General features: G+C 70.9%; 19 protein-coding genes and 1 tRNA gene. 8 read left to right on the top strand and 12 right to left on the bottom strand.

What is annotated here, in order from left to right; all coding sequences use genetic code 11:
• Window positions 1–112 precede the first annotated feature (112 nt).
• The 6 genes from NQ165_RS07020 to NQ165_RS06995 all read right to left on the bottom strand — a co-directional run bounded on the left by NQ165_RS07020 (window position 113) and on the right by NQ165_RS06995 (window position 5537).
• On the bottom strand, window positions 113–2524 hold the full coding sequence (locus NQ165_RS07020; RefSeq protein ID WP_257532179.1) for a thioester domain-containing protein: 2412 nt from the start codon (window positions 2522–2524) through the stop codon (window positions 113–115).
• A 229-nt stretch (window positions 2525–2753) separates the two neighbouring features.
• Window positions 2754–3092: an Rv3654c family TadE-like protein gene (locus tag NQ165_RS07015; protein ID WP_257532177.1), complete on the bottom strand. Its 339-nt coding sequence runs from the start codon at window positions 3090–3092 to the stop codon at window positions 2754–2756.
• Entirely contained in the window at window positions 3092–3433 is a 342-nt protein-coding gene (locus tag NQ165_RS07010) for a TadE family type IV pilus minor pilin (protein WP_257532175.1), read from the bottom strand. The genes NQ165_RS07015 and NQ165_RS07010 overlap by 1 nt, the downstream gene beginning before the upstream one ends.
• A complete protein-coding gene (locus NQ165_RS07005) occupies window positions 3433–3645 on the bottom strand; it encodes a DUF4244 domain-containing protein (RefSeq protein ID WP_257532173.1) in 213 nt (70 codons plus the stop codon). The genes NQ165_RS07010 and NQ165_RS07005 overlap by 1 nt, the downstream gene beginning before the upstream one ends.
• A gap of 36 nt (window positions 3646–3681) precedes the next feature.
• Window positions 3682–4572: a type II secretion system F family protein gene (locus NQ165_RS07000; RefSeq protein ID WP_257532171.1), complete on the bottom strand. Its 891-nt coding sequence runs from the start codon at window positions 4570–4572 to the stop codon at window positions 3682–3684.
• Window positions 4569–5537 (bottom strand): TadA family conjugal transfer-associated ATPase, encoded by a 969-nt coding sequence (locus tag NQ165_RS06995; protein ID WP_374679335.1) that lies wholly within the window; start codon window positions 5535–5537, stop codon window positions 4569–4571. The genes NQ165_RS07000 and NQ165_RS06995 overlap by 4 nt, the downstream gene beginning before the upstream one ends.
• Window positions 5538–6176: 639 nt before the next feature.
• Between NQ165_RS06995 and acs the strand changes: the two genes are divergently transcribed.
• Window positions 6177–8147 (top strand): acetate--CoA ligase, encoded by a 1971-nt coding sequence (acs, locus tag NQ165_RS06990; protein ID WP_257525883.1) that lies wholly within the window; start codon window positions 6177–6179, stop codon window positions 8145–8147.
• Between the two features lie 15 nt (window positions 8148–8162).
• Here the strand turns inward: acs and NQ165_RS06985 are convergent, their stop codons facing one another.
• On the bottom strand, window positions 8163–8732 hold the full coding sequence (locus NQ165_RS06985) for a TetR/AcrR family transcriptional regulator (protein ID WP_257525884.1): 570 nt from the start codon (window positions 8730–8732) through the stop codon (window positions 8163–8165).
• 231 nt (window positions 8733–8963) lie between these two features.
• Between NQ165_RS06985 and NQ165_RS06980 the strand changes: the two genes are divergently transcribed.
• Window positions 8964–10802 (top strand): hypothetical protein, encoded by a 1839-nt coding sequence (locus tag NQ165_RS06980; RefSeq protein WP_257532412.1) that lies wholly within the window; start codon window positions 8964–8966, stop codon window positions 10800–10802.
• A 131-nt stretch (window positions 10803–10933) separates the two neighbouring features.
• On the opposite strand, the gene NQ165_RS06975 is transcribed toward NQ165_RS06980, so the two are convergent.
• A complete protein-coding gene (locus tag NQ165_RS06975) occupies window positions 10934–11401 on the bottom strand; it encodes a RidA family protein (RefSeq protein ID WP_257525885.1) in 468 nt (155 codons plus the stop codon).
• Entirely contained in the window at window positions 11398–11619 is a 222-nt protein-coding gene (locus NQ165_RS06970; protein WP_257525886.1) for a DUF4177 domain-containing protein, read from the bottom strand. Before NQ165_RS06970 ends, NQ165_RS06975 begins: the two co-directional genes overlap by 4 nt.
• Before the next feature lie 108 nt (window positions 11620–11727).
• On the opposite strand from NQ165_RS06970, the gene NQ165_RS06965 reads away from it, so the two are divergent.
• The 4 genes from NQ165_RS06965 (at window position 11728) to NQ165_RS06950 (ending at window position 16236) form a co-directional block, all read left to right on the top strand.
• Window positions 11728–14313 (top strand): transglycosylase domain-containing protein, encoded by a 2586-nt coding sequence (locus NQ165_RS06965; RefSeq protein WP_257525887.1) that lies wholly within the window; start codon window positions 11728–11730, stop codon window positions 14311–14313.
• Window positions 14306–15238, top strand: a complete 933-nt coding sequence (locus NQ165_RS06960; protein ID WP_257532169.1) for a metallophosphoesterase — start codon at window positions 14306–14308, stop codon at window positions 15236–15238. Before NQ165_RS06965 ends, NQ165_RS06960 begins: the two co-directional genes overlap by 8 nt.
• 87 nt (window positions 15239–15325) lie before the next feature.
• A tRNA-Pro gene (locus NQ165_RS06955) sits at window positions 15326–15399 on the top strand.
• Window positions 15400–15468: 69 nt separating this feature from the next.
• A complete protein-coding gene (locus tag NQ165_RS06950) occupies window positions 15469–16236 on the top strand; it encodes an HAD-IIB family hydrolase (RefSeq protein WP_257532167.1) in 768 nt (255 codons plus the stop codon).
• Between the two features lie 464 nt (window positions 16237–16700).
• Here NQ165_RS06950 and NQ165_RS06945 read toward each other — a convergent pair whose 3' ends face one another.
• The 3 genes from NQ165_RS06945 to NQ165_RS06935 all read right to left on the bottom strand — a co-directional run bounded on the left by NQ165_RS06945 (window position 16701) and on the right by NQ165_RS06935 (window position 19412).
• The gene (locus NQ165_RS06945; RefSeq protein ID WP_257525890.1) at window positions 16701–17978 is read right to left on the bottom strand and encodes an alpha-hydroxy acid oxidase; all 1278 of its coding nucleotides are present in this window, start codon (window positions 17976–17978) and stop codon (window positions 16701–16703) included.
• A gap of 14 nt (window positions 17979–17992) precedes the next feature.
• A complete protein-coding gene (locus NQ165_RS06940) occupies window positions 17993–18691 on the bottom strand; it encodes a FadR/GntR family transcriptional regulator (protein ID WP_257532164.1) in 699 nt (232 codons plus the stop codon).
• A gap of 79 nt (window positions 18692–18770) precedes the next feature.
• Complete coding sequence (locus NQ165_RS06935; RefSeq protein ID WP_257525894.1) at window positions 18771–19412, bottom strand: thymidine kinase; 642 nt, start codon at window positions 19410–19412, stop codon at window positions 18771–18773.
• A 97-nt stretch (window positions 19413–19509) separates the two neighbouring features.
• Between NQ165_RS06935 and NQ165_RS06930 the strand changes: the two genes are divergently transcribed.
• The gene (locus NQ165_RS06930) at window positions 19510–19968 is read left to right on the top strand and encodes a YciI family protein (protein WP_257525895.1); all 459 of its coding nucleotides are present in this window, start codon (window positions 19510–19512) and stop codon (window positions 19966–19968) included.
• An 18-nt stretch (window positions 19969–19986) separates the two neighbouring features.
• A complete protein-coding gene (locus tag NQ165_RS06925; protein WP_257525896.1) occupies window positions 19987–21228 on the top strand; it encodes an RNA polymerase sigma factor in 1242 nt (413 codons plus the stop codon).
• Window positions 21229–21665: the final 437 nt, after the last annotated feature.

The following is a 21665-nucleotide window of genomic DNA, read 5'->3' as shown; positions in this document are numbered from 1 at the left end:
AACCTGAGTACGCTCAGCGGTGAGGACTCTCTCCTCTCCGCGCTCCCCGGTCAGCCCTGACCCGCCATCGGGTGGAGGCGCGCGGTGCACACCCCCACCCGATCCGGTCGCATCACTCCTCGCCGGATGCCTGGCGACGGTTCGCCCGCACAGCTACGATCAGCAGCACTCCCAGGCCGATCACACCGGCCGCTGCCGCCAGCAGCGGCATCGGAGCGTCGGCACCCGACATGGCGAGGCCGCCGGCGATGCTCTGCAGCCGCATCACGGTGTTGGTCAGCGTGGCATCCGTCTCGGCACCCGGCGCGATCGTCACCGTGACGGGGTCGTCGGCGGCGATGCGCACCGCGTCGTTGACGCCCGTCTCCCGCTCGGCGACGGTGCACTCCGTGCCGGCAGGCAGTCCGCTGAACGTCTTCGTGTACTCCCCGGCGGCCGAGCCGGCGGGGATGTCGAAGGTCTCCGCCCACCCGTTGTCGCACATCACCGACAGGGAGATGGCGGACTGCAGGCCGGCTCCCGTGCCGTCGATGACCTTGACCACGCGGAGCGAGCCCGGCCGGAAGGTCACCGTGTTGGTGAGCTCGACGTCAGCGATCACTCCCGGCTCGATCGTCACGGTGACCGGGTCGCCGGGCACGACCTCCACCTCGGTGGTGGAGCCCGATGCCAGCTCGGTGATGACGCACTCCGACCCGGCCGGGATCTGCTCGTACCTCTGCGTGTAGTCACCGACCGCCGCGCCGGCGGGGATGGTGAAGATCTCATCCAGCCCGCTGTCGCACATGACGCCGACCTGGATCTCCGACTGCGACCCGGCCGCGTCACCGGCCACGGTCTTGGTCAGCGTGAGAGCCCCGGGACGGAACTCGACCGTGTTGGTCACGCGCGCCTCGACGGCGGCACCGGGCGCGATGCCCACGGTCACCGGGGCGTCCGTGGTCACCTCCACGACGGTGTTCGACCCCGTCGCCAGCTCGGTCACGGTGCACTCGTCCCCGGCGGGAAGGTCCGTGTACGACCGCACGTACTCACCCGCCGCCGATCCCGCGGGGATCGCAAAGGTGTCCTGCAGGCCGCTGGTGCACATGATGCTCACCGACACCTCGTCCTGCGAGCCGGCTGCGCCGCCCGCGATGACCTTCACGAGGTCGAGCGAGCCCGGGTTGAGGTCGACCGTGTTGGTGACCGTCAGCGCCAGGCCCTCGGGCAGCATCGCGCCCGTCTGCGGAGCGTCGGAGGTGACGCCCACCTCGGTGGTCGCCCCGGTGATGGGCTCGGTCACCGTGCAGGTGTTGCCGACCGGGATGCCGGTGAAGGTGTAGGTCTGCCTGGTGCTGGTGCCCGCGGGGATCTGCTGGGTGAAGACGTACCCCTCGCCGCAGTCGATCACCAGCTCGGCCGCGCCCTGCTGACCCACCGCGGTGCCGGCGTACTGTTTGTTGACCGTGAGGTCGCCTGCAGCGAAGTACTCCGCGGTCGCGGTCGCGATGGCCTCGAGCTCGGTCGTCTTGCCGAGGATCAGAGGCTGGGCGTCGTCGCGATTGGGGCTGTTGCCGTCGTAGAGATAGGCGACCCCCGACTGCACGTCGACGGCGGCCCGGGCGGTCAGCACGGTTTCGGCGGCGGTGACACCGGGTCCGGTGATCCACACGGAGGTGCCAGAGGGAACCTCGTTCGAGCTCCCCAACGACAGGGTGGCGTCGGGGTCGGCGTACATCGTGTAGCCGGTCGGCACGCTGACGGTGACCATCGCGGCACCCTCGGCGTCGACCGCCTCGACGCCCTCGGCGGTGACCACGTAGGGACCCGCCGAGGCCCCTTCAGCCGCCGATGCGGACGCCGGAGTGATCTCCACGTCGGGCGCCGGCGGCTCGACCACCGGGCCGTTGGCCTGAGCGGCCTCGACGATCGCCGCGGTGGCCGCGCGCACCTTGGACGGGCTGGTGCCCATCACGAAGCCGTCGGTGAAGTACCAGATCGCCGACTGCACGGCCGCAGCCTGCTGGTCGCGGGTCAGTCCGGCCGGCGCATCGACCGACGGGTAATAGTTGTTGAGCACGTAGGTGACGTAGCCGAGATTCGGGACGTTGGATTCCGTCCAGGCCCCCGACGCGTAGCCGGTGCCCACCGCGGTCATGATGCGCAGGTTGATGCAGAACGTCTCGCCGATGAGCGACTCGTCGTCGATGGACGCGACCTTGCGGACACCGGCGAACGCCGACTCGTCGACATACCCTGCCGGCCGACCAGCGGGATACGCGGCCAGCGGGTCGGGCACGATGTCCGTCGGAGGCAGGTACCCCTTGAGGTCCAGACCCGCCCCGTGGCCGATGTAGGTGACCTCGGTGTTCGGGCCGGCCAGCGCCTCGCCCACCGGGGCCGCGTCATCCACCTTCGCGTGCGCGGGGTCGGCGATCACGGGCGCAACGACCAGTGCGGCCGCGACGAGCGTGCCGAGGGACGCGCGAAGGGCATGCTTGCGGCGGCGGAAGCCGCGAAGGAAAGAGAAGTTCGGGTTCATCACTGCCTTCCAACGTGCGTGGCAGTGCGGCGGACATCCCACGCCGCACCGCCCGAGGCCGACCGGACGCAGCGGACGGTCGGCGCCTTCACTCAACGGTGCGAAAGGATAAGCACCGCTGCTTTTCACTCCCTTGGAGAAAGCCGAGAGCACCCGTCGACCCCTCTGTCACGTCGATCCGCCGGGTCCACCGCTTCCGCTCGCGCCTGCTCCGCGGGGTCGCGGCGCGTCAGGGCGCGACGGGAGGCGGAGCCGACGGCGGACCTGCACGAGCGGCCACCGCAACGGGCATGACCCCGTACGTCGCCCCCAGGGTGACGGTGGCCACCAGGCCGTCGAGCTCGCACGCGAGCACCTGTGCCCCCACGGTCGCGGCGACCTGCGCGGCGCGCTCGCACGGCACGCCTGCGACGGCACCGGATGCCGCGTCGGCGGCCGCGAGCGCGGCGGCGTCGGCGGCGCCCGACAGTCGCTGACTCCACACCGCGGCCGATCCGACGGCCAGCAGCGAGGCGCCCAGCAGCATGCTGGATGCGAGCACGCCGACGACGGCGACCGTCCCGGGCATCAGCGGGCCTCGCCCACGGCGCACGCGGTCGCACGCAGCTCACCGAGCGGCAGGGGCAGGCCCGCCGGCGCGGTGGCGGTAACGCATACGAGGTCGCCATCGGAGCCGATGGCCACGGCGGCACCGGTGACCGCGCGGGACACGGCATCCTGCACGCGTGCGTCACCCTCACCCCGCGCCGCCAGCCGTGCGCCCTGCGCCGCGCCCTGCTCGAGGCGCACCTGACGCGACGCGGCCGTGAGCGCCCCGAGCAGAAGAGCGCAGACGACGACCACCGCAGGCAGGGCGACCGCGAGCTCGGCGGAGGCCGAGCCTCGGTCGTCCCACCGGCGGCGGTTCATCAGGCCACCGTGAGTGCGCGGCGCACGAGATCGGTGAGGATGCCGCGCACCTCGTCGGAGCGCATGATCACCACCAGCAGGCCCGCGAAGGCGACAGCGGCCATCGTGGCGACGGCGTACTCCGCTGTCGCGGCGCCGGTCTCGTCGGCGAGCAGCCGCGCCGCGCGGCCGCGTGTGAGGACGGGGATCGGGGCGGGTGTTCTTCGGGTCATGATGCTCCTTGTCATGTGGTGTCGGTCGGGCACGGGTCAGAGCGAGAGCGGCGTGGCGGCCAGCACGCCGAGGATCATCGGGGCGACCCCGAGCAGCAGGAAGGCCGGCAGGGTGCAGATGCCGAGCGGCAGCAGCAGCCGGGCCGACAGTCGCGCGGCCCGCAGTCGTCCGTCGACGCGGGACCGGTGGCGGGCATGCGCGGCGGCCGCGCGCAGCAGTTCCACGGCCGGAGCGCCCGCGGTGCGCGACAGGGCCAGCACGGCGTGGGTCCCCGGCTCTGCGGCGATCCCGGTGGCGGTGACCAGCTCCCGGGCGCGCGGGATCGATGCCCCGCCGGCGAGTGCCACGGCGAACAGCTCCGCATCGAGGCCGGGGACACCGGGCGGCGCCTGTGCACGGGAGACCAGCCGTGCGGTCCACCGATGCGCCGCGAGCATGAGCAGCAAGCCCGCCACGACGGCGGCCGCCCCGAGCGGCTGCGTGAAGACGACCCCGACGGCGTCGAAGCCGAGGGCGGCGCCGAGGGCGACGGCGACCAGAGGCAGCCAGGCGATGAGACGCGCAGTGGCGACAGGCTCCGCGAGCGCGACGCGCACGTCGTCCGCAGCCGATTGCGCGTCGCGCAGCGCCTCGGCGACCGCCCGCAGGCTCACTGCCAGCGGCGCACCGACGGCGGTCGCCACCGACCACGCATCGGCCACATGCCGCCAGGTCGCACCCGCCGAAGCGATCGCCGCAGGAAGTGCGGCACCGTCGTCCACCCGTGCGCAGACATCGGCCGCGACCGGATCGCCGGCTGCCGCGAGGTGCTGCCACGCGCGCTGCGGGGTGATGCCCGCCTGCAGCAGCACCGCCAGCTGGAGCACGGTCGCCGCGGCGGCATCCTCATCGGCGATGGTCGGTCGACGACGACGACGCCAGATCATCGCGGCACCGCCTCGAGCGACAGCCCGTTGCCGGCCAGCACCGGACGCGCTATCGCGGTGACCTTGCGCACCCCGTCGCGCCCGCGACCGACGTGCACGATGCAGCCGAGTGCGCTGACCGCCTGCCGCGCGATCGCGCGCTCGTCCATCCCCGCCAGGGCGCCCAGGGCCTCGAGGCGGGCGGGGACGTCGCCCATGCTGCCGGCGTGGAGCGTTCCCGCTCCCCCGTGGTGGCCGGTGTTCAGCGCGGTCAGCAACTCACGCACCTCCTGGCCACGGCACTCCCCCACCACCAGCCGGTCCGGCCGCATGCGCAGCGCTTCGCGCACGAGGCGCGCCAGCGATACCCCGCCGGCGCCTTCGAGGTTGGGCTGGCGCGCTTCCAGCCGAACGTGGTGCGGGTGGCGCAACCGGAGCTCCGCGACGTCCTCGATCGTCACGATGCGCTCCGCGTGCGGCACCCGGTCGAGCATCGCTGCCAGCAGGGTGGTCTTGCCTGCGCCGGTCGCGCCGGTGATGAGCACGTTCACCCGCTCGTCGACCACCGCGTCGAGCAGTTCGCGCATGCGCGCATCGAACATGCCGCGCTGCTGCAGCGCGTCGAGGTCGGGAACCGTGGCCGCGGGCGCGCGCACCGAGATGATCGTGCCGCCGCGCGACACCGGGGGGAGGACGGCGTGCACCCGCAGCCCGCCGTCGAGCCGGACGTCGACGCAGGGCGTCGCATCGTCGAGATGACGTCCGCCGAGCGCGATGAGGTCGACCGCCAGCGCCCGCACCTCGGGTTCCTCGGCGCTCCAGTCCGCCACCCGCTCCGCGCCCCGACCGCGGTCGACGAACAGCCCGTGCGCACCGTTGACGAACAGGTCGGTGACGGCCGGGTCTGCCAGGTGGGGCACGAGCGGTGCCAGCGCGGCATCGGCGGGGAGCCGGCGACGGGCCGGCGATGCCACGGCTCGGGTCACCTGCGGCTGCGACGCTGTCGACCGGCGCGGCCGGGGAACCCCGGCGACCGGCGGCGGCGGTGGGACGACGGCATTCGCACCGGCGCCTCCCCCGACCGGGGACGCCGACAACGGCGCGATCGGCACGCTCGGCACGATCGGCGCCGCGAGGACGGGACGTGCGGCGTCCGGCAGCGCTCGCAGTGGCAGCGGGGCGCGCTCCTCGACCACTGCCGCCTCGGGGCGGCGGGATCGGACGACGAACGCGCTGGTCATGGCCCGACGCTAAGTCGCGTCACGCGCTCCGCATCGTCTCATCGGGCGATCGGTGGAAGACACGCCGATCCCCCGCGGTTGGGGAGAGGCCGGGTGAAAGAGGTGGCGGCATCCCATGGGGGGGATGGGATGCCGCCGGACAACGAACCCGTCCGGGGGGGGAATGGACGGGCGTTGCATTCGCCAGAATCAGAAATTCGGCCGTTCCCGACTCTACGCGGCCGATCGAGCGTCACCAAAAGGGCACGTACCCGGGCGCGGCGGTTTGTCGCCTCCGTGCACCGGCACCCACTATCGGCGGTAGTCGCCTGTCGGAGACGGTCAATAGAGTGACGCGGGATGACGGTCGAACCGTCACGCCGACCCGCAAAGGAGCGCGCCGAGATGAGCAGCCAGATCGACCACCTGCTGAACGAGACGCGGCGGTTCGCCCCGCCGGCGGACTTCGCCGCCGACGCGGTGGCGACCGCCGAGCTGTACCGGCAGGCCGCCGCCGACCGCGAGGGGTTCTGGGCCGACCAGGCCCGCGAGCTGCTGCACTGGCACACCCCCTTCACCGAGGTGCTGGACTGGACCAATCCGCCCTTCGCACGGTGGTTCGGCGACGGCGAGCTGAACGTCGCCTACAACTGCCTCGACCGGCACGTCGAGGCCGGCAACGGCGACCGCGTCGCCCTGCTGTGGGAGGGTGAGCCCGGCGACGAGCGCCGTGTGACCTACGGCGAACTGACCGACGAGGTCAAGCGCCTCGCCAACGTGCTGACCGGGCTGGGCATCGAGGCCGGCGACCGTGTCGCCATCTACATGCCGATGATCCCCGAGGCCATCGCCGCCATGCTCGCCGTCGCCCGTGTCGGCGCGATCCACTCCGTCGTGTTCGGCGGTTTCTCCGCCGACAGCCTTCGCGCCCGCATCGACGACGCGGGTGCGAAGCTCGTCATCACCGCCGACGGCGGCTACCGCAAGGGCAAGGTCTCGCCCCTCAAGCCCGCCGTCGACATGGCGCTGGCCGACCGCAACGGCTCGGGCCGTCAGGAGACCGTCGAGCACGTGCTCGTGGTGCGTCGCGGCGGCAACGACGTGGAGTGGACCGAAGGACGCGACCTGTGGTGGCACGACGTCGTCGCCGGCGCCTCCGCCGAGCACGAGGCGCAGCCCTTCCCCGCCGAGAACCCGCTGTTCATCCTCTACACCTCCGGCACGACCGGAAAGCCGAAGGGGATCCTCCACACCTCGGCCGGCTACCTGACGCAGGCCACCTTCACGCACCGGGTCGTACACGACATCCACCCCGAGAAGGACGTCTTCTGGTGCACCGCCGACATCGGCTGGGTCACCGGCCACTCGTACGTGGCATACGGCCCGCTGGCCAATGGCACGACCCAGGTGCTCTATGAAGGCACCCCCGACACACCGCACCCCGGCCGGTGGTGGGAGCTGGTGGAGAAGTACAAGGTCAGCATCCTCTACACCGCGCCGACGGCGATCCGGTCGTTCATGAAGATCGGGCGTGCGGTGCCCCAGCAGTTCGATCTCTCGTCTTTGCGGCTGCTGGGATCGGTCGGCGAACCCATCAACCCCGAGGCGTGGATGTGGTACCGCAAGGTGATCGGTGGGAAGACCGCCCCCATCGTCGACACCTGGTGGCAGACCGAGACCGGCGCGATCATGATCTCCGCCCTCCCGGGCGTCACCGAGACCAAGCCGGGGTCGGCGCAGGTGGCCCTCCCGGGCATCTCCATCGACGTCGTGGACGAGGACGGCGCCCACGTCGGCAACGGCAACGGGGGGCTGCTCGTCGTGACCGAGCCCTGGCCGAGCATGCTGCGCGGCATCTGGGGCGACCCGGACCGGTTCGTGGAGACCTACTGGGACAAGTTCCGCAAGCAGGGCTACTACTTCGCCGGCGATGGCGCGCGCCTGGACGACGACGGCGACGTGTGGCTGATGGGCCGCGTCGACGACGTCATGAACATCTCAGGGCACCGCCTGTCGACGACGGAGATCGAATCGGCGCTGGTCGCCAACGAGGCGGTCGCCGAATCCGCCGTCGTCGGGGCCTCCGACGAGACCACGGGCCAGGCGGTGGTCGCGTTCGTCATCATCAAGCAGAGCTACCTCTCCGCGCATTCGCCCGAGGGCCTCGCCGGAAGCCTGCGTGCCTGGGTGGGTGAGCAGATCGGCCCGATCGCCCGCCCCCGCGACGTCTACATCGTGGGCGAACTGCCGAAGACCCGCTCCGGCAAGATCATGCGTCGCCTGCTGCGTGACGTCGCCGAAGGACGCGAGGTGGGCGACACCACGACGCTCGCCGACACCATGGTCATGAGCGTCATCTCCGCACAGGTGAAGTGAGCCGGACGGCGGCGCTCAGTCGATCGGAGCGCTGATCGCCGCCATCCGGTGCCGTGCCGTACGGAACGCCTCGGGGTCGATCTGCACGACCCCGTCGACCTCCCGAGCGAAGCGCTGCACCTCGTCGCCGAGCATGATGGAGAACGACACGGTGAGACGCGCCTCGGTCTGATGGTCGGCGTCGGCGAGCCGTGCACGCTCCGGATGCCGGTCGAGCCAGTCCGCGACGACGGCGATGAGGCGCTCGCGGCTCTCATGGCTGGACCACGAGACCCTGCTCGTCGTGCCCGGTTCGCGTGCGAAGAGTGCGAATCGGCGACTGGTCACCTCGTCGTCGGCCTGGCCGAGTACCGACTCCATGACGATGAGGCTCGCCGCACGGACGAGATCATCCGGGTACCGGTCGAGGATGCGCTCCGTGAGTTCGGGATCGTAATCGAGCGCCGACCCGAAGATGGCCTGCTCCAGCGAGGAGAAGTAGTTGAAGAACGTGCTGCGCGAGACCATCGCCGCTTCGCAGACGCGTTCCACGGTGACCGCGGCCACCCCCTCCGCGTAGGCGATGTCCACTGCTGCGCGTTCCATCGCGCGCCTCGACGCGCGCCTCTTGCGCTCCCGCAATCCCTCGGGCATCCAGCCTCCTCGGTTCGAGCATCCACTGTACGCCGGGCTGATTTGTGCTCAACTTTGTACGGAGTCCATACTTGGCCTAAAACCACAGAAAGGCCGTGCATGTCACCGCGGACGCGCCCCCATCCCCTCGCCACCCGAGCCCGAGTCACCGGGGCGATCATCAGCGTCGCAGGGCTGGTCCTGATGACCGTGCCGACGGCGGCCCACGCCGACGTCGGCACCACGTATCCGGTCACCGTCGTCGTCAGCATCGACGACGGAGCCTCCCCCGCTCCGCTCGCAGGCGTGCAGGTCACCGTGCGGGACCCGTACGGCGACGGCCCCGGCCTCGCCGAGGGTACGACCGGCCCCGACGGCGCGGTGCTGCTCGAGGTCGAGAGCGACGCGTCGCAGGCTGTGGTGGATGCCGTCTGGCCCGGCGCCGCCGGCGACCTCGAGCAGACGAAGATGCGCACAGAGTTCGCGCTGGCCGCACCGGATCCGGTCGCCGTCACCTTCCGCGGCGACTACGGGACGATCGCCGGGACCGCCGCCGCCACGGCGGACGGCGAGCCGATGAGCGATCTCAGCGGCGCAGTGCTGGTCGTCTCCAGCGGCGGCATCACGGTGCAGCGGATCCCGCTCGCCGCTGACGGCTCGTTCACCGGCGGCACCCTGCCGACGTCCTCGGCCGACGACTACAGCGTCTCGCTGATCCCCCCGCACGGTTACGCCCTCGCGCCGGACCAGCCCGCCGCGAACCCGCCGTTCGCACTGCCGCGCGGCGACTCCGGCCCCGCTGCGCTGACCGTCGATCGCACCTTCGCGCTGGCAGCACAGGGCCCGGCCCCGACCCCGACCCCGACCCCGACGCCGGTGCCCACACCGACGCCCGACCCGAGTCCGACGCCCACCCCGGCTCCGACGCCGGATCCGACGCCCGCCCCGGCTCCGGCTCCGGCGCCCGCGCCCGCCCCGGCTCCGGCGCCCGCGCCCGCCCCTGCTCCCGCCCCCACGCCTGATCCGCCGTCGTCCCCCGCACCACTGGCTATGGGCGGTGCCTCCACTCTGGGCGCGGCGCTCAGCGACATCTCCGAAGGCGGCCTGGACCAACTGCTCGCCCTGACGGCAACGCCGAACGACACCGTCCCGCTGGTCAACGATGCGGGCCAGGTCCTCGGCCTCGCCTGGCAGGTACCGGCATCGCAGGCGGCCCCGCTCCAGCAGGCGCAGGCCCCCGTGCTCGCGGCGATGGGGTCGGGCGCCGGTTCGGTCTCGCTCGCCGGGATCAACATCGCGTCGATCGATCTCGAGACGGCACTGATGATGGTGCAGTCGCAGCGCGCCACGCAACTCGAACAGCAGCTGGCCGCACAGATCACGGACGTGCAGGCACGCAACCAGAGGATCGGCCTGATGAACGAGGCCCTGAACGCCCTGAACGCATATCTGGCCTCACCGACCGACCGCGCCTTCGCCGCCGCCGTCGCCGCCGCGAAAGCCAGCGGCGCCGTGCATCCGTTCATCGATGCGACCGCCGCGAACGCACGGCCGCACGCGGAGGCCCTCCGCGTGGTGCTGATGACCGAGATGGACTCCGCCGCCAACAGCCAGCAGATGGACATGCTCCGCCTGCAGAGCCTCAGCAACAGGCGCAACGAGGCCTTCGACGTCATGACGAACTTCGTCAAGAAGATGCAGGATTCCCGCTCGAACATCATCGGCAACATGCGCTCCACACCGGTGGCGATCGGAACAGTGCAGTGGGACCGCGGCACCGTCACCGGCTCGTTCGACCTGGGTGCTGTGCCCAGCGGCGCGCACCACCTCATCCTCGACTACCGCGACCTGGGCATCGTGCTGATCTCGGACGTCACCGTGCAGCGCGACGAGCTCGCGGTGACCGCGCAGCGCGACCAGCTCGCGGTGACCGGCGGTGCGGTCACCCCGCCGGCGGCAGCCGGCCTCGGCCTGCTGGTCGGCGGCGCGGTCCTCTTCACCGTGGCATCCGTGCTGCGCCGTCGCACCCCCATGGCGGTCTGAGCGACGACCTTCCGCACACAGGAGAAATCCCCGGGACAGGACAATTCATGCCGAAACGTCCTGTCCCGGGGATTCTGCCTGCGCCCGGGGCGGCGTACCCACCCGCCCGCAGCAGGGCCACCCGGCGCCCCTCAGGCGAGGGTGAAGACGACCTCGACCTCGACCGGGCTGTCCAGCGGCAGCACCGGAACCCCGACAGCGGAGCGGGCGTGCCGTCCGGCGTCGCCGAAGATCTCGCCGAGCACCTCGCTGGCGCCGTTGACGACGCCGGGCTGACCGGTGAACTCCGGCACGGATGCCACGAACGCGGTGACCTTCAGCACTCCCGTGAGCCGGTCCACACCGCCCGCGGCGGCCGCGGCGGCCGCCACCGCGTTGAGCGCGCACTGCCGCGCGTAGGCGGCGGCATCCGCTGCCGGCACCAGGCCGTGGCCGTCGCCGACCTTTCCGGTCGCCGGCAGAGCGCCCGACACCATCGGGAGCTGCCCTGCCGTGTACACCAGGTCTCCGTGAACCTTCGCGGGGACGTATGCCGCGACCGGGGGCACCACCGAGGGAAGCTCGATGCCGAGTTCACTCAGACGCGCGGAGACGCTCATGCGCCCTCTCCTTCGAACTGTCGGGCTGCCTGCGCTGCGGCGCCCAGCCCGGCGTTGTCGGACCCGCCGCCGACGGGCCGCTTCAGATAGGCGACGAGCCCGCCTTCGGGCCCGGTCACCACCTGCACCAGCTCCCACCCCTGCTTGCCCCAGTTGTTGAGGATGGCGGCGGTGTTGTGGATCAGCAGGGGGGTGGTGAGGTATTCCCACGTGGTCATCGGGGCTCCGTGTCTCGGTCGTGGGGCGGTCCCTCACTCGTCCGGGCGTCACGACGCACGGGTGTCCTGTCGGGACTTTCCCCAGGGTTCTGGCCTAGCATCAAGCCTATGCCCCACAAGAAACGGACAGCCAGCGGCGTGCTCGGCGGACTCCTGGGACTGGTCGGACTCAGCACCGTCGCAGGCATCCTCGTCACCGCCACGGTCACCCCCGCGATCGCCGTCTCCGGTTACGCCGCGAGCAACGCGATCTCGATGTTCGACAACATGCCGAGCTATCTCGAGATCGACGACCTCATGGAGGCCACGGAGATCTACGCCACGGTGAACGACCAGCCGCAGCTGCTCGCGCGTTTCTACGACCAGAACCGCGTGCCGCTCGAGTTCGACCAGATCAGCCCCCTCGTCTATGACGCGGTGCTGTCCAGTGAGGACAAGAACTTCTACCGCCACGGCGGGGTCGACCTCGCCGGCACGATGAGCGCGGTGCTCGCCAACGTCCGCGGCACCTCGAGCCGCGGTGGCTCGTCGATCAGCCAGCAGTACGTCAAGAACATCCTCGTGCAGCGTTGCGAAGAGGATGCGGCATCCGACGAGGAACGTGACGCCTGCTACTGGGAGGCGACCAACTCCGACGTCTCCGAGGGCGGCCTGCAGCGCAAGCTCCAGGAGATGCGCTACGCGATCCAGCTCGAGAAGAGCTACACGAAGGACGAGATCCTTCTCGGCTACCTCAACATCGTCAACTTCGGCGGCCAGAACTACGGCATCGGCGCCGCGGCGAAGTACTACTTCGGCGTGGATGCCGCGAACCTCTCGCTGAGCCAGGCTGCGACCCTCGCCGGGATGGTGCAGGAACCCAACGGCTACCGCATCGATCGTCCGGACAGCGAGACGAACGGTGAGGCGAACGGCTACGCCAAGACGCTGAATCGTCGCGATTACGTCCTCGACCGCATGCTGGCCGACGGCAAGATCACCAAGGAAGAGCACGCGGCTGCCTCCGCGGAGCCGATCACGCCGAACATCACCCCCACCGACCAGGGTTGCCAGATGGCCGGCGGCTCGGCCTACTTCTGCGACCTGGTGCGCACCACGGTCGAGAACGACCCCGTCTTCGGTGAGACGCCCGACGAGCGCAAGCAGAACCTGCGGCGCGGCGGCTACCGCATCTATACGACTCTGGACCTCGGGCTGCAGATTCCCGCCGAGGAGGCGATCTCGATCGTCCCCGCCACGATGGAGGGCATCGAGCTCGGCTCGACCGGTGTGCAGATCGAGGTGGGCACCGGGCGCGTGCTCTCGATGGTGCAGAACACGCGCTATTCGCAGTCGGCCGCGCAGCTGGAGGCCGACCGGTCGTTCTCGTCGATCAACTTCAACACCCGCAAGGCCAACGGTGGATCCAACGGCTTCAACGTCGGATCCACCTACAAGGTGTTCACGCTGCTGGACTGGCTCGAGAAGGGCCACTCGATCAACGAGGTCCTCAACGGCCGTGTGCGCACGTTCAACATCGACCGCGGGTGCGGCCAGGGCGTGCAGCCGGTCGACGGCGTGCGGATCGGCAACTTCGAAGACTCGCGCGGCTACACCGCTACCCCCTTCCAGTTCACCGCGGACTCCCTCAACAGCGGATTCTTCGCCATGGCCGAGAAGCTGACGGTCTGCGACGTGAACAAGGTGGCGGACCGCCTCGGAGTGACGCTCGCCGACGGCCACAAGACGTATGAGGCCGACGCCTCCTACCCTGACCTCAACGCGCCGTACTCGATCCTCGGCTCGATGAACATCGCCCCGATCGACATGGCCGGCGTGTACGCGACCATCGCCTCGGGCGGCATCTACTGCCAGCCGAAGGTCATCGACAGGATCACCAACTCCAAGGGCGAGGAGCTTCCGCTGCCGGAAACCACCTGCTCGCGCGTGCTCGATGAGTCGGTGGCGAACACCGCCGCCTACGTCCTGCAGAACGTGCTGGCGAACGGCTCCGCGACACCGTCGCGCACCTTCGACGGCGTGCCCCTCATCGGCAAGACCGGTATCCACCAGCAGTTCCAGACGTGGATGATCGGCAGCTCGACGAAGGTCGCCAGCGCCGTGTGGGTCGGCAACGTCATCGGCGAGTCCGAGCTGAACAGGCTGTGGGCCAACGGGTACCCGCTGTGGCGCATGCGTCACGCGATCTGGCCGGAGCTGCAGCGCGCAGCGAACGCCAAGTACGGCGGCGACCAGTTCCCCGGTCCCGACGCGAACCTGTCCCGGCGCGTGTACGCCGACCTGCCGAATGTCGTCGGTCTCACGGTTGAGCAGGCCACCGACGTCATCCAGGATGCCGGGTTCAGCGTCATCGTCGGCGACCCTGTCGACGGCGTCGAGCCCGCCGGCACCGTCACCGTGCAGGATCCCGGCCCCGGCCGGGTTCCCGGTGGCACGACCGTGACGATCCGCCCCAGCAATGGTCAGGGGATCGCCGTGCCGACCGTGGCGGGGATGAGCGCGGACAAGGCCCGCGACGCCCTGCGCAGCGCCGGGTTCACGGCCATCACGCCCTGTCCCGCGCCGACTCCGCCCGGCGACGATGACGACGACGAAGACGCGCGTCCGCCCAGCCAGCCCAAGGTCACCGGCACCGACCCGGCGGCGGGAACGGTCACCGGTCGCTCCGCGCAGATCACTCTGATCTGTGGCTGACCGGGGCAGCGCCCCGCGCAGCGCCCTCACCGCCTTCGCGGCGGTGGGGGCGCTGGGCGCCGCCGCAGCCGTGTGGGGCATCGGCATCGAACGGCACCTGTACACGGTGCGGCGGCACGAGCTCGCTGTGCTCCCCCCGGGAACCCGCCCACTGCGCGTGCTGCACGTCTCCGACGCGCACATGGCGCCCTGGCAGCGGCGCAAGCAGCGCTGGATCGCGTCGCTGATCGACCTGCAGCCGGACCTCGTGGTCAACACCGGTGACAACCTGGGTCACATCGACGGGCTGCGCGGCGTCCGCGAAGCCTTTGCTCCCTTCGCCGGCATCCCGGGTGTCTTCGTGCACGGCTCCAACGACCTGGCCGCCCCGAGCCCACGCAACCCGCTGCGCTATTTCATGGGGCCGTCCGACAAGCCGCGCAGCCCCGAGCGCCTCGACACCGACGCGCTCGACGCGTTCTTCACCGACGAGCTCGGCTGGGCGGACCTCAACAACACCGCGACGACGCTGGATGCCGGGGGCATCGGCATCCGCGCCTTCGGCGTGAGCGATGCACACCGTGACTGGGACGACCTCGACGCGGTCGATGCCGCGCTCGTGGGGATGCCGCGGGCCGACCTCGACCTCGGGGTCACCCACGCCCCCTACCGGCGGGTCCTCGACGACTTCACCGCCCGCGGGGCGGACCTGCTCATCGCCGGGCACACCCACGGCGGGCAGGTGCGCATCCCCGGCTCGCCCGCCGCGCTGGTGGCCAACTGCGACATCCCGCTGCGACAGGCACGCGGGCTCAGCTCCTGGACCGCTGCCGCGCGCACCGTGCCGCTGAACGTGAGCGCGGGCATCGGCCACTCGATCTACGCCCCCGTGCGCTTCGGATGCCGGCCGGAGGCGTCGCTGCTCACGCTCGTCCCGCGGGCATGACCGCCGGAAGGCCGTGTGCGCGGCGCGCCCGCGATGCACGCCGGTTCGGAGCATCGCCTCTGATCGGGTAGGCTAGGAGGGTTGCCACGGGGTGTGGCGCAGCTTGGTAGCGCGCGTCGTTCGGGACGACGAGGCCGCAGGTTCAAATCCTGTCACCCCGACAGCAGAAGGGCTCCACCGCGAGGTGGGGCCCTTCGTGTAGAACGGCCACGCAACACCGAGGAGCCATCATGCCGATCCCCCGCCTCGTCGCGTTCGATCTCGACGACACCCTGGCACCCTCCAAGAGCGCGATCGACCCCCGCATCGGCGAACTGCTCGTCGAGCTCGCGCGCCGCGTCGAGGTGGCCATCATCTCCGGCGGTCAGCTGCAGCAGTTCCGCTCGCAGGTCGTGGAGAACCTCCCGCCGACATCTGCCGAGGTGCTGGGGTCTCTGCACCTCATGCCCACCTGCGGCACGCAGTACTACCGCCTGTCCGCGGCCGGCATCGAGACCGTCTATGCGCACAGCCTCACCGACGACGAGAAGACTCGCGCGATGGCTGCGGTGGAGGAAGAGGCGCGGCGTCTGGGCCTGTGGGAGACCGAGACCTGGGGAGACATCCTCGAGGACCGCGGCTCGCAGATCACCTTCTCCGCCCTCGGTCAGACCGCGCCCCTGGATGCCAAGGTCGCGTGGGACCCCACCGGCGAGAAGAAGAACGCCCTGCGCGAGGCGGTCGCTGCCCGCGTTCCCGACCTCGAGGTGCGCTCGGGCGGATCCACCTCCGTGGACATCACCCACCGCGGCATCGACAAGGCGTACGGCATGCGACAGCTGTCGGAGCAGACCGGCATCGACCTGGACGACATGCTCTTCGTGGGCGACCGCCTCGACCCGGACGGCAACGACTACCCCGTGCTGGCCATGGGCGTCGCCTGCCACGCCGTCGAGGGCTGGGAGGACACCGCCACGTACCTCGAGGGCCTCATCCCCACCCTTCCCGTCCGGGTTTAGTTCCCCCGCTGCGCGCGCGGCGCCCGCCTCGCGGCCCCCCGCGCCGCTCCCCCGCGCCGCCTCGCGGCCCCCCGCGCCGCTCCGGTGTCACGAAGGGCGGGTTCCCCGCGCCTCGACCCACCGTTCGCGACACTCGAAGCGCGCGATGCCCCGCGCGCCCACGCCACGCTCCCCCGCGCCGCTCCGGTGTCGCAAAGGGCGGGTATCCCGCACCGCAAACCCACCGTTCGCGACACTCGAAGCGCGCGACGACCCCGCGCGCTCCCCGCCGCGCGCCCACGCCACGCTCGCCCGCGCCGCTCCGGTGTCGCAAAGGGCGGGTACCCCGCACCGCAACCCACCGTTCGCGACACTCGAAGCGCGCGTCGAAGCGCGCGTCGAGGCGCGCGACGAGGCGCGGCGCGCGCGGCGCGCGCGGCGGCCGCGCACGCGCGGAAGCCCCGGCGCGGGCGACGAGCGGCGCGTCAGCCCCGCGCGGGCACCTGCTGCGGGCGCACCGCACGCGTCGGCTGGCCCACCGGCGTGAGCCGCTGCAGCTGCGTGACGTGACGCGGCTCGAGTTCCTCGATGCTCGAGACGCCCAGCAGCGCCATCGTCCGCTCGATCTCGGTGCGGAGGATCTCGATAGTCCGGTCGACACCCGCCCGGCCGCCCGCCATCAGGCCGTACAGGTAGGCGCGGCCGATAAGGGTGAACTTCGCCCCGAGCGCCATCGACGCCACGATGTCGGCACCGTTCATGATGCCCGTGTCGACCATCACGGTGGCATCCTTGCCGACCTCGCGCACGACCTGCGGCAGCAGGTGGAACGGGATCGGGGCACGGTCCAGCTGACGGCCGCCGTGGTTGGAGAGGATGATGCCGTCGACGCCGAGGTCGATCAGCCGCTTGCTGTCCGCGACGTTCTGCACGCCCTTGATGACGATCTTGCCGGGCCAGATGCCGCGGATGATCTCGAGATCGTCGTAGCTGATGGTGGGGTCCATCGCCGCGTTCAGCAGCTCGCCGACCGTGCCGCCGGTGGTCGACAGCGACGCGAACTCGAGCTTCGGGGTGGTGAGGAAGTCGATCCACCACCACGGCCGCGGAATCGCGTTGAGGATCGTACCCAGCGTCAGCTGCGGCGGGATCGAGAACCCGTTGCGCTTGTCGCGCAGGCGCGCCCCGGCGATGGGTGTGTCGACGGTGAACATCAGCGTGTCGAATCCGGCTTCGGCCGCGCGCTTCGCCAGCCCGTACGAGATGTCGCGGTCGCGCATCACGTAGAGCTGGAACCAGTTGCGCCCGTGCGGGTTGGTGGACTTGACGTCCTCGATAGACGTCGTCCCGAGCGTGGAGAGCGTGAACGGGATGCCGGCGGCAGCCGCCGCACCCGCGCCGGCGGTCTCCCCCTCGGTCTGCATCAGTCGAGTGAATCCGGTGGGCGCGATACCGAAGGGCAGCGCCGAGCGTCCGCCCAGGATCTCGACGGACGTGTCGACGTGCTCGGCGGGACGCAGCACATCCGGGTGGAACTCGATGTCCTCGAAGGCCTGACGGGCTCGGGCCAGGGACAGCTCACCCTCGGCCGCGCCATCGGTGTAGTCGAACGCCGCCTTCGGCGTGCGACGCTTGGCGATCTTGCGCAGGTCACCGATGGTCAGGGCACTGTCAAGGCGGCGCTTGGTGGCGTTGAACTCGGGCTTCTTGAACTGCATCAGCTCGAGCAGTTCGGCGGGCTTGGGCAACTGGCGCTGGACCATGGGAGTCCTTCCGATCAGGGTACGTAGTACCCGGAGATGTGCTGGGGGATGAGGGCGCGTGCGCGTTCGGCGTCGCCGGCGTCGATGGCGGCGAGGATCTCATGGTGCTCGTGTCGCAGGCGCTCCGAGGCGGCATCCCAGTCGGCTACGCGGCCGGCGACCTCTGCGGTGTAGCCCTCGATGGCCGAGCGCAGCCCTGCCATGGTGGCCGCCACCACCGTGTTGCCCGATGCTGCGGCCAGGGCGTAGTGGAACTGGGCGTCGAGCGCCAGGAACTCCGTCGGCGGCAGGGGTGCGGCATCCATCGCTTCGACGGTGGCACGTGCCGTGGCGAGATCCGGTGAGGCAACGTGGGCGAGGGTCCCCACCACCCATTCCTCGACGAACAGGCGCGTGGCGACGACGTCATCGATGGGGAAGCCCTGCGCAGCCACCTGCAGCCGCAGGAAGGCAGACATGCCGCCGGTGGGCGAGGAGATCACGATCGCCCCGGCGGACGGTCCGGAGCCGGTGCCCGTGCGGATGAGCCCCATGACCTCGAGGACCCGCAAGGCCTCGCGGACGCTGGAGCGCCCCACGCCCAGCTGGGCGACGAGGTCGCGCTCCGAGGGAAGGCGATCGCCGGGGCCGAGCCGGCCCTCCAGCAGATCCGTCTCGATCTTGTCGAGCACGGTCTTCCAGGCGCGCGCGGGCGGCGTCGTGGTGTCCGTCATCGGCGCAGGTCCTCCCCTTCGTGGCCCGACCACGATAGTCGCAGTGGTCAGACCATGCAACCCCACGCAATGCGCGAGGTCAGCCGTCGAGCCGACCGCCGGAGGCACGCAGATAGCACTCCGCGCACATCGACTCGTAGGTGACCCGGTCGGCTGAGAGCTCGTCGATGGCGACCTGGTCGCCGTCGAAGACGAAGCGCCCACCCACCAGGCGCGCGTTGAACAGCGCCTTGCGGCCGCAGCGGCAGATGGTCTTGAGCTCCTCCAGCGAGTGGGACAGCTCCATGAGTCTCGCCGAACCGGGGAACGCGCGCGTCTGGAAGTCGGTGCGGATGCCATATGCCAGCACCGGCACACCCTCCTCCACCGTGATCCGCAGCAGGTCGTCGACCTGCTCACGGGTGAGGAACTGCGCTTCGTCCACCAGCAGGCACGCCACGTCGGTGGGGCCGTCCGGCACGAGCGCCGCGGCCGCCTCCGCCCGCACGCGCGCCCGGTGCTCGGAGAAGAGCGCACGCAGGTCGGCATCCGGAGAGATGAGGAAGTCCACGGGCCGGGTCATGCCCAGCCGGCTCGAGATCTCCCCCGCGCCCTTCGTGTCGATGGCGGGCTTCGCGAGCAGGACGTGCTGACCGCGCTCCTCGTAGTTGTACGCCGCCTGCAGCAGAGCCGTCGACTTGCCGGAGTTCATCGCCCCGTAGCGGAAGTACAGTTTGGCCACCACGGAAGTCTACGCAGGATGTCGATTCCGCCCGCGCCCGTTCGACGCGATAGTGGAGGGGCCGCTCGGGCTCCCGCCGAGACAAAAGGGGAACATCATGGCGAAGTACATGCTCATCATGCGCAACAGCGGCTCTGAGCAGAGTTACGAGGACATGGACTTCGAGGCCGTCATCAACGCGATGGGCGCCTACAACGAGTCCATGATGAAGGCCGGTGTGCTGCTCGGAGGCGATGGTCTGACGGATGCCGCGCAGGGTGCCGTCGTGGAGTTCACCGCCGACGAGCCGATCATCACCGATGGCCCGTACGGAGAGACCCACGAGCTGTTCAACGGGTTCTGGACGATCCAGGTCGGCACGCAGGAGGAGGCCGTGGAGTGGGCCAGCCGCGCACCGCTCGGCCCTGGCAACAAGATCGAGGTGCGGCGGATGACCGACGACTCCGACTTCGCCGCCTACGAGGACAACGAGTACATCCAGAAGGAGAAGCAGTGGCGCCGTGAACTGGACACCGCCGCCGGCGAGGGCATCCCCTCCGGTGCCGACGGGCCGTGAGCGGCCGGGAGTGAGATGATGACGGACCGCACGGCGCGCGAGATCGACGCCGTCTGGCGCATCGAGGGACCGCGTATCATCGCGGTGCTCGCCAAGACCACCGGCGACATCGGACTGGCGGAGGATGCCGCTCAGGAGGCGCTCGTCGAGGCGCTGCAGACATGGCCGGATGCCGGCATCCCGCGCCGTCCCGGCGCGTGGCTGACCGCCGTCGCCCGTCGGCGTGTGATCGACGCCTGGCGGCGGCGGAGCGCCCGCGACGAGCGCTACCGTGCGATCGCCGCGGACCCGACAGCCGCTCTCGCCGTACCCCCCGCGGAGGCCGATGAGCCGATCGACGACGACGTGCTGCGACTGGTGTTCACCGCGTGCCACCCGGTGCTCTCCCCCACTTCGCAGATCGCGCTCACTCTGCGCGTCGTGGGCGGGCTGTCGACGCAGGAGATCGCGCGGATGCTGCTGGTGCCGGTGCCGACGGTGCAGGCGCGCATCACGAGGGCGAAGAAGACGCTCGCTGCGGCACGGGTGCCGTTCGAGACACCCGAACCCTCCGAGTGGCGCGAGCGCCTGCGCGGCGTGCTCGGCGTCGTGTACCTCGTCTACACCGAGGGCTACGCGGCCACCGGCGGCGACCGGTGGGTGCGTGAGGAGCTCGCGGCAGAGGCGCTGCGGCTCGGCCGGGTGCTGGCGGGCCTGGTCCCCCGCGAGCCGGAGGCCCACGCCCTCGTCGCGCTGATGGAGCTGCAGTCGTCGCGGTTCGCCGCGCGCACCGCCCGTGACGGCTCACCGGTGCTGCTCACCGATCAGGACCGCTCACGGTGGGACCGCGCGCAGATCATCCGCGGCGCGGCGGCGCTGGCTCGGGCGGATGCCGCCGGCCGCGGCCGCGGCCCGTACGCGCTGCAGGCGGCGATCGCCCTGTGTCACGCCGTCGCGCCGAGCGTCGCTGAGACCGACTGGGAGCGGATCGTGCTGCTCTACGAAGCCCTCGGGCGGGTCGCCCCGAGTCCGGTCGTCGCGCTCAACCGCGCGGTGGCGGTGTCGATGGCCACCGGGCCGGCGACGGCACTGCGGATCGTCGACGAGCTGCGGTCCGAGGGCGCCCTGCGCGGTTCGCACCTGCTGCCGAGCGTGCGCGGCGAGCTGCTGGCACGACTGGGTCGCGCCGACGAAGCGCGAACCGAGCTGCTGGCAGCGGCGAAGCTCACTGCGAATGAGCGCGAGGCTGCAGTGCTGCGCGGCAAGGCCGCTGCGCTCTGACCCCGGTCAGGCGGAGCGACGGCAAGCTCGCTTCGTCTGCGGGCCGCTGCCCCTGCGCGCAGGTCGCCCACGAGCCAGGCGATCGCGCCGACGGCCGGCACGAAGATCACGAGCAGCGTCCAGCCCAGGACCTGCCCCGCCGGCATCCGCTTCGCCGCCCACGCCAGCCAGATCAGCGCCGTGACCGCGACCATGAGCGCGAGAACGAGTACCGCGACCACCGACCAGGCGGTTCGGGAACCGATACACGCCCCAAACCCCCGCCGCCACGGCCACCCCACGTTCGGGAACCGATACACGACCCAAACCCCCGCAACACCCGGCTCGGGAACCGACACGCGACCCGAACCCCCGCGGCCACGGCCACCCCACGTTCGGGAACCGATACGCGACCCAAACCCCCGCAACACCCGGCTCGGGAACCGATACGCGCCCCG

This window comes from Microbacterium sp. zg.Y1084, assembly GCF_024623595.1.
GTDB lineage: Bacteria > Actinomycetota > Actinomycetes > Actinomycetales > Microbacteriaceae > Microbacterium > Microbacterium wangruii.
This window is presented reverse-complemented; position numbering and strand designations above follow the sequence as displayed.